Origin of the sequence: Curtobacterium sp. MCBD17_034, assembly GCF_003234515.1 — a bacterium.
Classification (GTDB): Bacteria; Actinomycetota; Actinomycetes; order Actinomycetales; family Microbacteriaceae; genus Curtobacterium.
In genome coordinates, this window is sequence record NZ_QKTN01000001.1 from 445,334 (window position 1) to 458,880 (window position 13,547).

A 13,547-nucleotide genomic window follows, 5' to 3' on the forward strand; every position below is an offset into this window, starting at 1 on the left:
AACGGACCATGGACTACCTCGTCAGCCTGCTCACGTCGCTCTCGGCCGAGGCGATCGCGCCCACCACGGCGGCGTTCGCCATCGCCGCGATCGGCCTCAACATCCACTTCGGGCTCACCGGACTGGTCAACATGGGACAGGCCGCGTTCCTGTTGCTCGGCGCGTACGGGTACGCGATCGCGGTCATCCACGGCGTGCCCGTGGGACTGGCGATCGTCATCGCACTGCTCACGGCGATCGTGTTCGCGGTCGTCCTCGGCATCCCGACGCTCCGGTTGCGGGGGGACTACCTCGCGATCGTCACGATCTCGGGCGCCGAGATCATCCGGATGGTGGGGCGTTCCAGCCTCCTGACGACGGTCACGGGCGGGTCGAACGGCCTCACCGGGTCGAGCTACCGCGACTCGTTCAACGCGCTGTCGTTCCTGCCCGAGGGCAGCACCCGGATCCTCTGGTTCGACTTCACGAACAACGGCGTCAACGGCTGGTGGATCCGCATCGTCGGTTGGGGCCTCGTCGCTCTGTTGTCCCTGATGCTGTTCGCGCTCACGCGGAGTCCGTGGGGGCGCGTCCTCAAGGCGATCCGCGAGGACGAGGACGCCGTCCGCTCCCTCGGCAAGAACGTGTACTCGTACAAGATGCAGGCGCTCGTGCTCGGCGGGGTGATCGGTGCGCTCGCCGGCATCGTGTACGTCTTGCCGTCGTCCGTGCAGCCGGACGCGATGGGCCGCTCGATGACCTTCTTCATCTGGACCGCACTCATCCTCGGCGGGGCGGCGACGGTCTTCGGCCCCGTGCTCGGTTCGGTCCTGTTCTTCGTCGTCCGGCTCGCCATCCGCACGCTCGCGAGCGACGTCATCCCGAACTCGATCATGAACACGCAGCAGGCCGAGCAGTTCTCGTACGTCCTCGTCGGGGTCGCGCTCATGCTGCTCATCGTGTTCCGCCCGCAGGGACTCCTCGGGAACAAGAAGGAGCTGACGTTCAGTGTCTGACCCCACGACCGCGGCCGTCGCCCTCCGGGACGTCCCGCACGCGCCCGGTTCCGCCAAGCCCGACCCCGTGCTCCGCGTCGATCGCATCACGCGGCGGTTCGGTGGGATGACGGCGGTGGACGTCGACCACCTCGAGGTGCAGCGCGGCGCGATCACGGCCCTCATCGGACCGAACGGCGCTGGCAAGACCACCTTCTTCAACCTGCTCACGGGCTTCGACAAGCCGAGCTCCGCGCCGCGCGCCCTCGCCCGGCGGCGCCCGGAGGACGCGGCGTGGGAGTTCGACGGACGTCCGCTCGGCTCGGTCGGCGCGGCCGCGGTGGCCCGCGCCGGCATGGTGCGGACGTTCCAGCTCACGAAGGCGCTGTCCCGGCTCACGGTGCTGCAGAACATGCTGCTCGGCGCCACGGACCAGCCCGGTGAGCGGTTCTTCACGGCCCTCGTCAAGCCGCTTTGGGCCAAGCGGGAGGCCGAGATCACCGAGAAGGCGCGCGAGCTGCTCGCCCGCTTCTCGCTCCTCGACAAGCAGGACGACTACGCCGGGTCGTTGTCCGGTGGGCAGCGGAAGCTGCTCGAGATGGCGCGGGCGCTCATGTCCGATCCGACGATGATCATGCTCGACGAGCCGATGGCGGGTGTGAACCCCGCGCTCACCCAGAGTCTGCTCGGGCACATCCAGGGCCTCCGCGACGACGGCATGACCGTCCTGTTCGTCGAGCACGACATGCACATGGTCCGGCACATCTCGGACTGGGTCGTCGTGATGGCCGAGGGGCGCGTGGTCGCCGAGGGGCCCGCGGCCAGCGTGATGGAGGACCAGGCCGTGATCGACGCCTACCTCGGCGCGCACCACGACACGGACCTCGGTGACGACGCGCTCCTCAGCGACGAGACGCTCGACGAGCTCGAGCAGGAGGTCGCGGCCGAGGACGCCGCCCACGACCAGGACCACCCGGCGCCGCCGACCGCGAGCGACCACATCGGAGGAACCACGCGATGACCGCCACCATCGGGGAGCCCGTGCTGCGGGCCGAGAACGTCGTGGCCGGCTACCTGCCGGGCGTCGACATCCTGAACGGCTGCGACCTCGTGTGCGCGCCGGGGGAGCTCATCGGCATCATCGGCCCGAACGGCGCCGGCAAGTCGACGCTCCTCAAGGCGCTGTTCGGGCTCGTGACGGTCCGGAGCGGCAGCGTGACCCTCGAGGGCGAGGACATCACGAACCACCGGGCCGACAAGCTCGTGCGGGCCGGGATCGGGTTCGTCCCGCAGACGAACAACGTGTTCCCGTCACTGTCGATCCAGGAGAACCTGCAGATGGGGATGTACCTGCGGCCACGGAAGTTCGCCGAACGGCTCGAGGTGGTCTACGACCTGTTCCCCGTCCTCGGCCAGCGACGGGGTCAGCGGGCCGGATCGCTGTCCGGCGGCGAGCGACAGTCGGTGGCCATGGCCCGCGCCCTCATGATGGACCCGAAGGTGCTCCTGCTCGACGAACCGAGCGCCGGGCTGTCGCCGGTGCGGCAGGACGAGACGTTCATCCGCACCCGACGGATCAACAAGGCGGGCGTCTCGATCGTCATGGTCGAGCAGAACGCCCGCCGCTGCCTGCAGATCTGCGACCGGGCGTACGTCCTCGACCAGGGACGCAACGCCTACTCGGGCACCGGCCGTGCGCTCGCGGACGACCCGAAGGTGATCGAGCTGTACCTCGGTACCCTCGCGAAGGACGTCGACGCCGCCGGGTAGGCCGCGCCGACCGCGGGTGCCGCCGTGGGGGCGGCATCCGCCGGGAGGGCCGGACGAGGTCGCGCGAGCGCCGTGCGGTCCTCCCGCCCCCCGGCACCACGCCCGGGAGGCCCGGACCGCGCCCGCCCCGCTGCTAGCGTCGGGTCCGTGCCCACGTCCGGCCGCCGCCCCGCTCCCGAACACCGCCCCGTCCTCGACGGCGTGGTGTGGGTCGTGTTCGCCCTGCTCTTCGTCGGCGCGGCCCTCGTGCTCAAGGTGTTCGCGGTGCTCGTCGTCGTGCTCCTCGTCCTCGCCGTCGGACTCGGGCTGACGCTCCGGCTGCTCCGCCGCTCGCGTCGGTGACGCGCGCGGCGGCCGGTGCCGTGCCTCCCGGCCGTGCCCGACGCGTCGCTCGCGGACCGGTGCGCACCGTCCGGCCGGCCCGTTCCCGGGTCGGCCCGGCCCGCTAGTCTGACCCGGTGACTGAAGTCGAGATCGGGGCCGGCAAGCGCGGACGACGGGCGTACGCCTTCGACGACATCGCGGTGGTGCCCTCGCGGCGCACGCGCGACCCGCGCGACGTGTCCGTGCAGTGGTCGATCGACGCCTTCACCTTCGACGCGCCGATCATCGCAGCGCCCATGGACTCGGTGGTCTCGCCCGCGACCGCGGTGCACATGGGCCGCCTCGGCATGCTCGGTGTCCTCGACCTCGAGGGCCTCTGGACCCGGTACGAGGACCCGGAGCCGTACCTCGCCGAGATCCGCGAGCTCGCCGACGGCGACGTCACGGCCCGCATGCAGCAGATCTACGCCGAGCCGATCAAGCCCGAGCTCGTGACCGCCCGCCTCGCCGAGATCCGCGCCGCGGGCGTGCCGGTCGCCGGCGCGCTGAGCCCGCAGCGCACGCAGGAGCTGTACCAGACCGTCGTCGACGCCGGTGTCGACCTCTTCGTGATCCGGGGCACCACCGTGTCGGCGGAGCACGTGTCCCAGAACCAGGAGCCGCTGAACCTCAAGGAGTTCATCTACGAGCTCGACGTGCCCGTGATCGTGGGCGGCGCGTCGACGTACACGGCCGCGTTGCACCTCATGCGGACGGGCGCCGCGGGGGTCCTCGTCGGCTTCGGCGGCGGTGCGGCATCGACGACACGCGCGGCGCTCGGCATCCACGCGCCCATGGCCACCGCGGTGGCGGACGTCGCCGGTGCCCGGCGCGACTACCTCGACGAGTCCGGCGGCCGCTACGTGCACGTCATCGCCGACGGTGGGCTCGACACCTCGGGCGACATCGTCAAGGCGATCGCGGTCGGTGCCGACGCCGTCATGCTCGGCACGGCGCTCGCGCGCGCCACGGACGCCCCGGGCGGCGGCTACCACTGGGGCGCCGAGGCGCACCACCCCGAGCTCCCGCGCGGACGCCGGATGCACGTCGGCTCGATCGCGCCGCTCGAGGACGTCCTCGCCGGCCCGACCCCGACGAGCGAGGGCCGGGCGAACCTGGTCGGCGCACTCCGCCGGTCGATGGCCACCACCGGATACTCCGACGTCAAGGAGTTCCAGCGAGTAGAAGTGGTCGTGGCGCCGTACCACGCCTGACCCGCCCGCTCGGCGGTCGTCCGGAGCCCGGCGCCGCGGGCTGCGTCGCCGGCGTGGCCGTCCACGCGGTACGGAGGCGGACATGGCCAGGACGACGGTCTCGAACTCGAACAAGATCGGTCCGGAGGAACGTGCGGCGGCCATCCAGGCCCTGAAGTCACGCGAACTCGACGTGCTCGTCATCGGGGGCGGCATCGTCGGCACGGGGAGCGCGCTCGACGCCGTCACGCGCGGGCTGAGTGTCGGCATCGTCGAGGCCCGGGACTGGGGATCGGGGACCTCCAGCCGCTCGTCGAAGCTCGTGCACGGCGGGATCCGGTACCTGGAACAGCTCAACTTCGCGCTCGTCCGCGAGGCCCTCATCGAGCGCGGCCTGCTCCTGCAGCGACTCGCCCCACACCTCGTCAAGCCCGTGAAGTTCCTCTACCCGCTCAACCACCGGGTCTGGGAGCGGTTCTACATCGGCATCGGCATGGCGATGTACGACGCATTCAGCTGGAGTGGCGGGCGACCCCCGGGCGTCCCGCACCACCGGCACCTGTCGAAGCGCCAGGTGATGCGTGCGATCCCGAGCCTCGCGAAGGACGCCCTCGTCGGCGGGATGACCTACTACGACGCCCAGGTCGACGACGCGCGGTACGTCGCGTCCCTCGCCCGCACCGCAGCGGCGTACGGCGCTCACGCCGCCAGTCGGGTGCGGATCGAGGGCTTCGTCAAGGTCGGCGAGCGCGTCGTGGGGGCGAAGGCGCACGACATCCAGACCGGTGAGCGGTTCGACATCCGCGCGAAGCAGGTCGTCAACGCGACGGGCGTGTGGACGGACGACACCCAGGCGATGGTGGGGGAGCGAGGCCAGTTCAAGGTCCGCGCCTCGAAGGGCGTGCACCTCGTGATCCCGCGTGACCGGTTCCAGTCGACCATGGGCATGATCCTGCGCACCGAGAAGAGCGTGCTGTTCGTGATCCCGTGGGGCCGGCACTGGCTCGTGGGCACGACGGACACCGACTGGGACCTCGACAAGGCGCACCCCGCCGCGACCGCTGCGGACATCGACTACATCCTCGAGCACGTCAACCAGGTCCTCGCGGTGCCGCTGACGCGCGAGGACGTCGAGGGCGTCTACGCCGGACTCCGCCCCTTGCTCGCGGGCGAGTCCGACCAGACGTCGAAGCTGTCCCGCGAGCACATCGTCGCGCACACCGTGCCCGGGCTCGTCGTCGTCGCGGGCGGCAAGTGGACGACCTACCGCGTGATGGCGAAGGACGCGATCGACGAGGCCGTCGCCGCGCTCGACGGCCGGATCCCGGAGTCGATCACGGACGAGATCCCGCTGCTCGGCGCCGAGGGCTACCCGGCCGCGTGGAACCGGCGCGGCAGGACGGCCCGGGCGTACGGGCTGCACAAGGTCCGGCTCGAGCACCTGCTCAACCGGTACGGCACCCTCGCCGACGAGGTCCTCCGGCTCGTCAGCGAGGACCCGACGCTCGCCGAGCCGCTGCCGGGGGCCGACGACTACATCGGCGCCGAGGTCGTGTACGCGGCGAGCCACGAGAGCGCCCTGCACCTCGAGGACGTCCTCGCCCGGCGGACGCGCATCTCGATCGAGGCGTGGGACCGCGGCGAGTCGGCCGCACCCGTGGCCGCGCGGCTCATGGCGGGCGTGCTGGGCTGGGACCGCGAGCGCACCGAGGAGGAAGTGGGCAACTACCTCAAGCGCGTCGCGGCGGAGCGGGCGAGCCAGCTCGAGCCGGACGACGCCTCCGCCGACCGCGTGCGGCTCGAGGCGCCCGACATCGCGTTCGGCTTCGAGGAGGACGACGTCAAGGTCGGCGGCCCGGGTCGCCAGGACGGCGGCCGCGCCGAGGACGAGCAGGTGATCGGCGAGAAGACGACCGAGCCGCGCTGACGGCGGCGGCCCCGACCGGACGGCGGACGGCAGGGACGGTGCGGGCGCGCCCCGCTCCTCCCGGTCCGCGGCGGCGGGAATCGCGCGAGCGCGTGCGCGGTTAACATGGGCGACAACAAAGGGAGTCATCCATGGTCGACGTTCATCGCGTCAAGCTCCCCGGCGTCGGCGTACTGCACAGCTTCTACACCGACGACGGTGGCAAGTGCGGGGTCATCACGCACCGGTCGGGGCACTCCGACCTCATCTCCTTCGCTGACGTGTCGGACGGCGCCGACCGTGCGCAGAAGGTCTCGCTCCGCCTCAGTGAGGACGAGGCCCACACGCTCGCCGAACTGCTCGGCGGCACCCGGATCACCGAGGGCCTGTCGAAGCTCGACGAGATCCCCGGGCTGTCGATCGACTGGTTCAGCGTCGACTACGAGGACGCCATCGCCGGCAAGCCGCTCGGCGACCTGGCGGCCGCGGGCATCATCGGCCTCACCGTCGTCGCGGTCGTCCGTGGCGACTCGGCGAACCCGGCGCCCTCCGGCGACTTCGTCGTGTTCCCGGGCGACACCATCGTCGTCGCGGGTTCCCCGGAGAAGGTCGCGCGCGCCTTCGCCTACTACCGCAGCGGTGTACTAACGGCGGCGTCCGTCGAGGCCCCGCCCGGAGGATAGGGCGATGCACCTGGGTGGTGAGCTGCTGACCATCGGCGGCCTGTTCCTCATCGCCTACGTCCTCGGACGTCTCGGCAAGCTCATCGGCCTGCCGGCCATCCCGATCTACATGGTGGTCGGACTCATCGCGAGTCCGCACTCCACGTGGATCGGGCTGAGCATCGAGTCGCACACGATCGAGCTCATCGCGACGTTCGGGCTCGTGCTGCTGCTGTTCAACCTCGGGCTCGAGTTCGACCAAGAGGAGTTCTACGGCAACGCGGGCAAGTTGCTCGTGTCCGGCGGTACCTACGTCGCGATCAACATGGGCGTCGGGTTCGCGTTCGGCTTCTCGCTCGGCTGGGGCACGCGCGAGGCCCTCGTCGTCGCGGGGATGACGGCGACGAGTTCGAGCGCGATCGTCACGAAGCTCCTCATCGAGCTCCGGCGCCTCGCGAACGACGAGACGCCGATGATCCTCGGCGTCACGGTCATCGAGGACGTCTTCATCGCCATCTACCTGGCGATCGTGTCCGTCGTGCTCAGCGGCGACACGAACATCTGGGCGGTCGTCGGCAAGCTGGCGCTGTCGTTCGGGTTCCTCATCGTCATGTTCTCGCTCGCGCGCTCGGGCGGCAGGTTCGTCTCGCGTGCCTTCAACACCCGTGACGACGAACTGTTCACGGTGCTGTTCTTCGGGCTCGCGGTGCTGTTCGGGGGGCTCGGAGACCTGCTCGGCGTGACGGACGCCATCGGCGCGTTCGTCATCGGCCTGCTCTGCGGTGCCACCCGGTACCGCGACCGCATCGAACAGCTCGCGCTCCCGATGCGGGACGTCTTCGGCGCGTTCTTCTTCGTCAACTTCGGTCTGGGCCTCGACGTCTCGACGTTCGGCGTCGTCGTGTGGCCGGTGCTCGGCGCCGTGCTCATGACCGTCGTCCTCAACGCGATCGCCGGCCAGGTCGTGGCGCGGATGAACGGGTTCGGCGCCCAGGCGGGCATCAACACCGCCGTGATCCTCGTCAACCGCGGCGAGTTCGCGCTCATCCTCGCGACGCTGTCGGCGGCCGCGGGCCTCGAGGCGCGGATCACGGCGTTCGCGGGGCTGTACGTCCTCGTGATGGCGATCCTCGGTCCGCTCCTGGCCGTGAACGCCGACCGGATCGGCCTCCTCGTGCTCCGCCCGGAGCGGCGGCGTGCGCGTGCTCGGACGGCGGCGGAGCAAGCGCGGCGAGCTGAGCGTGATCGCATGTTCGCCGAGGAGATCGCCCTCGTGGAGGCAGCGGGCAGCGAGACGCGCGAGAATGGTGCACCGGAGGAGGCGCCGGTGCTCGTGGAGGACCGCGAACCCGTACCGGCGTCGCCGATCGACCTCCACGCGGAGCAGGCCGGGCAGCAGTCCGACGTCCGCGCCGAACGACAGCGGGATCCGGAGTACTGACACATGTGGGCTGTGGCGCGTCGACCGCGGTGGATCGGTCTCCTGGTCCTGGCGCTCGCCCTCGCGGCGCTGTTCGCGTTCCTCGGGCGGTGGCAGCTCGAACGGGCGATCGCGACGGCGAAGGTCGGTCCCGCCTCGACCGAGAACCAGCAGGTGCTCGACCGCGTCACGAAGCCGCAGCGCTCCATGCCGGAGGACCTCGCCGGTCAGCGGGTCTCCGTGCGGGGGCACTTCGTCGCGGGCGACACGGTGGTGCTCACCGGGCGCAGCGGCGGTGGCCGCTTCCAGACGGTCGGGCACTTCGTCGACAGCAGCTCGGGCGCCAGTCTCCCGGTCGTCATCGGGTACGCGGACGCGCGGCGGGTGGCCCTCGCGGGCGGTGCCCGGGCGGCCACGGGTCGTACCGTCACGGTCGAGGGCCGCTACTACCCGTCGGAGTCACCCGACCAGGACGCGTTCCAGAAGGGCGAGCACAGCGCGGTGGCCGCGGCGTCGCTCGTCAACGAGTGGCACGACTTCGACGGCGACATCTACGGCGGGTACGTCGTCGCCACGCATCCGACCGCGGCGCAGGCGCACCTCGGCACCATCGCCGACCGGGCACCCACCCGGAACGTCCAGTTCAACTGGCTCAACCTCTTCTACGCGGTCGAGTGGGTCGTCTTCGCGGGCTTCGCGGTGTTCCTCTGGTACCGCTTCGTCAAGGACGCCTGGGAGCGTGAGCAGGACGAGGCGGCCGGTGACGACGACGGGCCGGACGACGACCGCGATCCCGACCCGGACCTCCCGGTCGGCTCTGCGGGTGCTCAGGACTCCCAGCTGCTCGCCGGGGCCCACGCGGGCCACCGGTAGGATCGGTCCATGGCCCTGACCGTCCGCACGCGTGACATCCGCAAGATCCCGGGGGCGGTCCGCCTGTACCGGGTCTCCGCGTACATCACGGGTGTCATGCTCCTGCTGCTCGTGCTCGAGATGGTCCTCAAGTACACGCCGATGCACACCGAGATGCAGCTGGGCGGCAACGGCTTCTTCGTGCCCGAGGGCACCTCGGGCAAGGCCCCCGGCACGTTCGACCTGTCGATCGGGATCCTCATCGCGCACGGCTGGCTGTACGTGCTCTACCTCTTCGCCGACTTCCGCCTGTGGAGCATCATGCGCTGGAAGCCGCTGCGCTTCCTGCTCATCGCCCTCGGCGGTGTCGTCCCGTTCCTGTCGTTCTTCGTGGAGCACCGCATGGCGGGCATCGCGCTGGCGACCCACCATGAACTCGTCGCGCAGCACCAGCAGGCGCGCCAGAAGGAGGCCGCTCGGTGAGCGAGACCGACCAGCGTCCCGTCCTCGTCGTCGACTTCGGCGCCCAGTACGCGCAGCTCATCGCCCGTCGCGTGCGCGAGGCGAACGTCTACAGCGAGATCGTGCCGCACACCGTCACGGCCGACGAGATCAAGGCGAAGGACCCCGCCGCGATCGTCCTGTCGGGAGGGCCGTCCAGTGTCTACGAGGCCGGCTCGCCCGACCTCGACGAGGGCATCCTGGAGCTCGGTGTGCCCGTCCTCGGCATCTGCTACGGCTTCCAGGTGATGGCGAAGTCACTCGGCGGCGAGGTCGCGAACACCGGCCTCCGCGAGTACGGGGCCACCGACGTCGAGCTCGTCGGTGACGGCGGCACGCTGCTCGGCGGCCAGCCCGCGGCGCAGACCGCCTGGATGAGCCACGGCGACTCCGTGCGCACCGCGCCCGAGGGCTTCGAGGTCCTCGCGTCGAGCTCCTCGACCCCGGTCGCGGCCTTCGGGTCCGACGAGCGCAAGCTCTACGGCGTGCAGTGGCACCCCGAGGTCAAGCACTCCGCCGAGGGCCAGCGGGTCATCGAGAACTTCCTGCACAAGGCGGCGGGCCTGCCGGGTGACTGGAACGCCGGCAACGTCATCGCCGAGCAGGTCGAGCGGATCCGCGAGCAGGTCGGCTCGGCGCGGGTCATCGCCGGTCTGTCGGGCGGTGTCGACTCCGCCGTCGCCGCCGCGCTCGTGCAGAAGGCCGTGGGCGATCAGCTCACCTGCGTCTTCGTGGACCACGGCCTGCTGCGCGCCGACGAGCGGAAGCAGGTGGAAGAGGACTACGTCGCCTCGACCGGCGTCCGGCTCGTCACGATCGACGCCGAGCAGCAGTTCCTCGACGCGCTCGCCGGTGTGTCCGACCCCGAGCAGAAGCGCAAGATCATCGGGCGCGAGTTCATCCGGACGTTCGAGTCCGCGGCCGAGGCCCTGGTGCTCGAGGCGAAGGCGGACGACGACGCGGGCGAGGTCAGGTTCCTCGTGCAGGGCACGCTCTACCCCGACGTCGTCGAGTCCGGCGGCGGGACGGGCACCGCGAACATCAAGTCGCACCACAACGTCGGCGGCCTGCCCGAGGACATGACGTTCGCGCTCGTCGAGCCGCTCCGGACCCTGTTCAAGGACGAGGTCCGGGCGATCGGCCGCGAACTCGGCCTGCCCGAGGTCATCGTCGGGCGGCAGCCGTTCCCCGGCCCGGGCCTCGGCATCCGCATCGTCGGCGAGGTCACGAAGGACCGCCTCGACCTGCTCCGTGCGGCGGACGCGATCGTCCGCGCCGAACTCACCGCGGCGGGCCTCGACCAGGAGATCTGGCAGTGCCCCGTGGTGCTGCTCGCCGACGTCCGGTCGGTCGGCGTGCAGGGCGACGGGCGGACCTACGGGCACCCGATCGTGCTGCGCCCCGTTTCCTCGGAGGACGCCATGACGGCGGACTGGACGCGCCTGCCGTACGACGTCCTCGCGCGGATCTCGAACCGGATCACGAACGAGGTGCGGGACGTCAACCGCGTCGTGCTCGACGTCACGTCGAAGCCGCCGGGCACCATCGAGTGGGAGTAGGGGCCGCCGGGCCAGGGGCCCCGGCCCCGGGGCCGGTCTGCTCACGCTGACGACAAGTGCGCATGCGCCCGCATGCGCACTTGTCGTCTGTGCGCGCACTTCCCGCTCCGCTACGGCGCCCGGACACGGAAGAGCCCCGCCGACGGGGACGCGTCGGCGGGGCTCGGTCCGGGGTGCGGGGACGAGGTCCGGGAGGGCCTAGTTGTTCCGCAGGATCGCGAGGATGCGCAGGATCTCGAGGTACAGCCAGACCAGCGTGACGATGAGTCCGAACGCTGCGGTCCAGCCGTAGATGCGCGGGGCGCCACGCTCGACGCCGGTCTTGATCTGGTCGAAGTCGAGCACGAGCGAGTACGCGGCCATGAGCACCACGAGGATGCCGATGAGCACACCGAGCGGGATGCCGAACAGCGTCACGTTCAGCAGACCGAACGCGCTGTGCGTGACACCCGTCCACATGAGGACGAGGTTCACGAGCGAGAACGCGAGGTACCCGAGCATCGCGACGAGGAAGAACCGCGTGGCCTTCGGGGTCGCACGGACCTTGCCGGACGTGAAGAGCAGGAGCGTCACGGCGAAGACGCCGAGCGTGCCGAACACCGCCTGGGCGACGATGCCGTCCCACTGGGTGTTGAAGACCTGCGAGATCCCGCCGACGAAGAGGCCTTCGAGCCCCGCGTAGGTGAGGACGAGGGCGGGTGAGGGCCTGCGCTTGAACGTGTTGACGAGCGCGAGCACGAAGCCCCCGATGACGCCGACGATCATGAGCGCCGGGACCATCCACCCGATGACCGCGCCGACGACGAGCACACCGAAGGCCACGAGCGTCTTGACGATCGTGTCCTCGTAGCTCATGCGGTCGGTCTCGACCGGGCCGGCCGCCGGGCGGTCGTACATGTACTGGAGCTGCTCGGGCGTGAGCGGCTGGCCGCCGGCCCGGCCGTAGGGGGCCTGCTGTCCGTACGGGGCCTGGCCGGAGGGGGCGCCGGCGCCGTGGGCACCGTTGCCCCATGCGTTGCGGCCCGCGTCGTTGAAGGCGGGGGACTGGTCGAAACCGGGCTTGAACGCCATGGTGTCCTCGTTGTTCCTGTTCTCTGGGTGCTCTGCGGCCGGGTGTGGTCCGGCTGTCGGGGAGCGTCGCGGGTGCGAACATCCGTGTTCTCTCAGCCTAGGGTCGTTCGACGGCGCCTGGCTGGGGATTCGCGATGAGCGGACTGCGGGCCTCCTGGTGGTGACGGGCTGCCATCACCGGTGTGCTCGCGATCCTGTCGCCGTCCTCTGGGAGAACGCCCGTACGCTCGTGCGCATGCCCGACGAGCACGCGCGCACGGCGTCTCCACAGCCCCGCGTCATCGCCCACCGGGGCGCCTCCGGGCACCGTCCCGAGCATTCCCGCGCGGCCTACGACCTGGCGGTGACGCTCGGCGCGGACGCGATCGAGCCGGATCTCGTCGTGAGCCGGGACGGTGTGCTCGTCCTGCGTCACGAGAACGAGATCTCGGGCACGACGGACATCGCGTCCCGACCGGAGTTCCGCGACCGGCGCACCACGAAGCGCGTCGACGGTCAGCGCGTCACCGGCTGGTTCACCGAGGACCTCACGTGGGAGGAGCTGCGCACCCTCCGCGTGCGTGAGCGCCTCCCCGCCCTGCGGCCGGCGAGCGCGGCGTACGACGGCAGCGGGGGGATCCTCCGCTTCGAGGACCTCCTCGCACTGCTCGACGCCGCACCGCGCCCGGTCGGGCTCGTGGCCGAGGTCAAGCACGCCACGTTCTTCGCCGAGCAGGGGTTGCCCCTCGACGAGCTCGTCGACGCCGTCCTCGGCGAGGCCGGCTGGCGCTCCGATCCGCGCCTCACGTTCGAGAGCTTCGAGAAGCAGGTGCTCCTCGACCTGAGGGCCCGGGGAACGGGCGGTCGCTCCGTCTACCTCATGGAGCGGCGGGGCGCGGCGGCCGACGAGCGCGCCCGCCACGGCTCCGCCGCCCCGACGTACGCCGCGGAGCGCACCGACGCCGGCCTGGCCGGGCTCGCGTCGCGCTTCGACGGCATCAGCGTGGACCTGTCGACCCTGATGGCGGGTGTCGACTCGGTCGCCGTGGGCGACGACCGGGAGGTCCGCAGCGGCCTGGTCGAGCGGGCCCACGCCGCCGGGTTGACGGTGTTCACCTGGACGCTCCGCGCGGAGAACCGGTTCCTCCCCGCGCCACTCCGGCGCGACGGCGACCTCGCGGCGCACGGGGACTGGGCCCGCTGGTTCACCTCGGTGATGCGCACGGGCGTGGACGGCGTGTTCGCGGACCAGCCGGACCTCGCGCTCGCCGCACGGTCGATGCTCCGCTGAGCGCCC

13 protein-coding genes are annotated in these 13,547 nt (G+C 71.1%); 12 read left to right on the forward strand and 1 reads right to left on the reverse strand.

What is annotated here, in order from left to right:
• Positions 1-8 precede the first annotated feature (8 nt).
• The 11 genes from DEI92_RS02180 to guaA all read left to right on the forward strand — a co-directional run bounded on the left by DEI92_RS02180 (position 9) and on the right by guaA (position 11,200).
• Positions 9-995 carry a branched-chain amino acid ABC transporter permease gene (locus DEI92_RS02180; protein ID WP_111009776.1) on the forward strand — a complete coding sequence of 329 codons (987 nt, stop codon included), beginning with the start codon at positions 9-11 and terminating at the stop codon, positions 993-995.
• Positions 988-1,995, forward strand: a complete 1,008-nt coding sequence (locus DEI92_RS02185; protein WP_111009775.1) for an ABC transporter ATP-binding protein — start codon at positions 988-990, stop codon at positions 1,993-1,995. Before DEI92_RS02180 ends, DEI92_RS02185 begins: the two co-directional genes overlap by 8 nt.
• Positions 1,992-2,744 (forward strand): ABC transporter ATP-binding protein, encoded by a 753-nt coding sequence (locus tag DEI92_RS02190; protein ID WP_111012171.1) that lies wholly within the window; start codon positions 1,992-1,994, stop codon positions 2,742-2,744. Before DEI92_RS02185 ends, DEI92_RS02190 begins: the two co-directional genes overlap by 4 nt.
• Positions 2,745-2,891: 147 nt before the next feature.
• Positions 2,892-3,086 (forward strand): hypothetical protein, encoded by a 195-nt coding sequence (locus tag DEI92_RS02195; RefSeq protein WP_111012172.1) that lies wholly within the window; start codon positions 2,892-2,894, stop codon positions 3,084-3,086.
• A gap of 116 nt (positions 3,087-3,202) precedes the next feature.
• Positions 3,203-4,321, forward strand: a complete 1,119-nt coding sequence (locus tag DEI92_RS02200; protein WP_111009773.1) for a GuaB3 family IMP dehydrogenase-related protein — start codon at positions 3,203-3,205, stop codon at positions 4,319-4,321.
• Positions 4,322-4,403: 82 nt separating this feature from the next.
• Positions 4,404-6,227: a glycerol-3-phosphate dehydrogenase/oxidase gene (locus tag DEI92_RS02205; protein ID WP_111009772.1), complete on the forward strand. Its 1,824-nt coding sequence runs from the start codon at positions 4,404-4,406 to the stop codon at positions 6,225-6,227.
• A 131-nt stretch (positions 6,228-6,358) separates the two neighbouring features.
• Positions 6,359-6,889 carry a cation:proton antiporter regulatory subunit gene (locus DEI92_RS02210; RefSeq protein WP_111009771.1) on the forward strand — a complete coding sequence of 177 codons (531 nt, stop codon included), beginning with the start codon at positions 6,359-6,361 and terminating at the stop codon, positions 6,887-6,889.
• Positions 6,890-6,893: 4 nt separating this feature from the next.
• Positions 6,894-8,309 (forward strand): cation:proton antiporter, encoded by a 1,416-nt coding sequence (locus DEI92_RS02215; RefSeq protein WP_111012173.1) that lies wholly within the window; start codon positions 6,894-6,896, stop codon positions 8,307-8,309.
• Between the two features lie 12 nt (positions 8,310-8,321).
• Positions 8,322-9,161, forward strand: coding sequence for an SURF1 family cytochrome oxidase biogenesis protein (locus DEI92_RS02220; RefSeq protein WP_181434593.1), 840 nt, complete (start codon positions 8,322-8,324; stop codon positions 9,159-9,161).
• Between the two features lie 9 nt (positions 9,162-9,170).
• Complete coding sequence (locus tag DEI92_RS02225; protein ID WP_111009768.1) at positions 9,171-9,623, forward strand: DUF3817 domain-containing protein; 453 nt, start codon at positions 9,171-9,173, stop codon at positions 9,621-9,623.
• The gene (gene guaA / locus DEI92_RS02230; protein WP_111009767.1) at positions 9,620-11,200 is read left to right on the forward strand and encodes a glutamine-hydrolyzing GMP synthase; all 1,581 of its coding nucleotides are present in this window, start codon (positions 9,620-9,622) and stop codon (positions 11,198-11,200) included. Before DEI92_RS02225 ends, guaA begins: the two co-directional genes overlap by 4 nt.
• A gap of 198 nt (positions 11,201-11,398) precedes the next feature.
• On the opposite strand, the gene DEI92_RS02235 is transcribed toward guaA, so the two are convergent.
• Positions 11,399-12,271 carry a Bax inhibitor-1/YccA family protein gene (locus tag DEI92_RS02235; RefSeq protein WP_111012175.1) on the reverse strand — a complete coding sequence of 291 codons (873 nt, stop codon included), beginning with the start codon at positions 12,269-12,271 and terminating at the stop codon, positions 11,399-11,401.
• Positions 12,272-12,506: 235 nt separating this feature from the next.
• On the opposite strand from DEI92_RS02235, the gene DEI92_RS02240 reads away from it, so the two are divergent.
• Positions 12,507-13,541: a glycerophosphodiester phosphodiesterase family protein gene (locus tag DEI92_RS02240; protein WP_111012176.1), complete on the forward strand. Its 1,035-nt coding sequence runs from the start codon at positions 12,507-12,509 to the stop codon at positions 13,539-13,541.
• Positions 13,542-13,547: the final 6 nt, after the last annotated feature.

Coding starts and splice junctions, on each gene's coding strand:
- DEI92_RS02180 (WP_111009776.1), top strand. CDS start 9: ATGGACTACCTCGTCAGCCTGCTCACGTCGCTCTCGGCCGAGGCGATC.
- DEI92_RS02205 (WP_111009772.1), top strand. CDS start 4,404: ATGGCCAGGACGACGGTCTCGAACTCGAACAAGATCGGTCCGGAGGAA.
- DEI92_RS02190 (WP_111012171.1), top strand. CDS start 1,992: ATGACCGCCACCATCGGGGAGCCCGTGCTGCGGGCCGAGAACGTCGTG.
- DEI92_RS02225 (WP_111009768.1), top strand. CDS start 9,171: ATGGCCCTGACCGTCCGCACGCGTGACATCCGCAAGATCCCGGGGGCG.
- DEI92_RS02215 (WP_111012173.1), top strand. CDS start 6,894: ATGCACCTGGGTGGTGAGCTGCTGACCATCGGCGGCCTGTTCCTCATC.
- DEI92_RS02210 (WP_111009771.1), top strand. CDS start 6,359: ATGGTCGACGTTCATCGCGTCAAGCTCCCCGGCGTCGGCGTACTGCAC.
- DEI92_RS02240 (WP_111012176.1), top strand. CDS start 12,507: ATGCCCGACGAGCACGCGCGCACGGCGTCTCCACAGCCCCGCGTCATC.
- DEI92_RS02235 (WP_111012175.1), bottom strand. CDS start 12,271: ATGGCGTTCAAGCCCGGTTTCGACCAGTCCCCCGCCTTCAACGACGCG.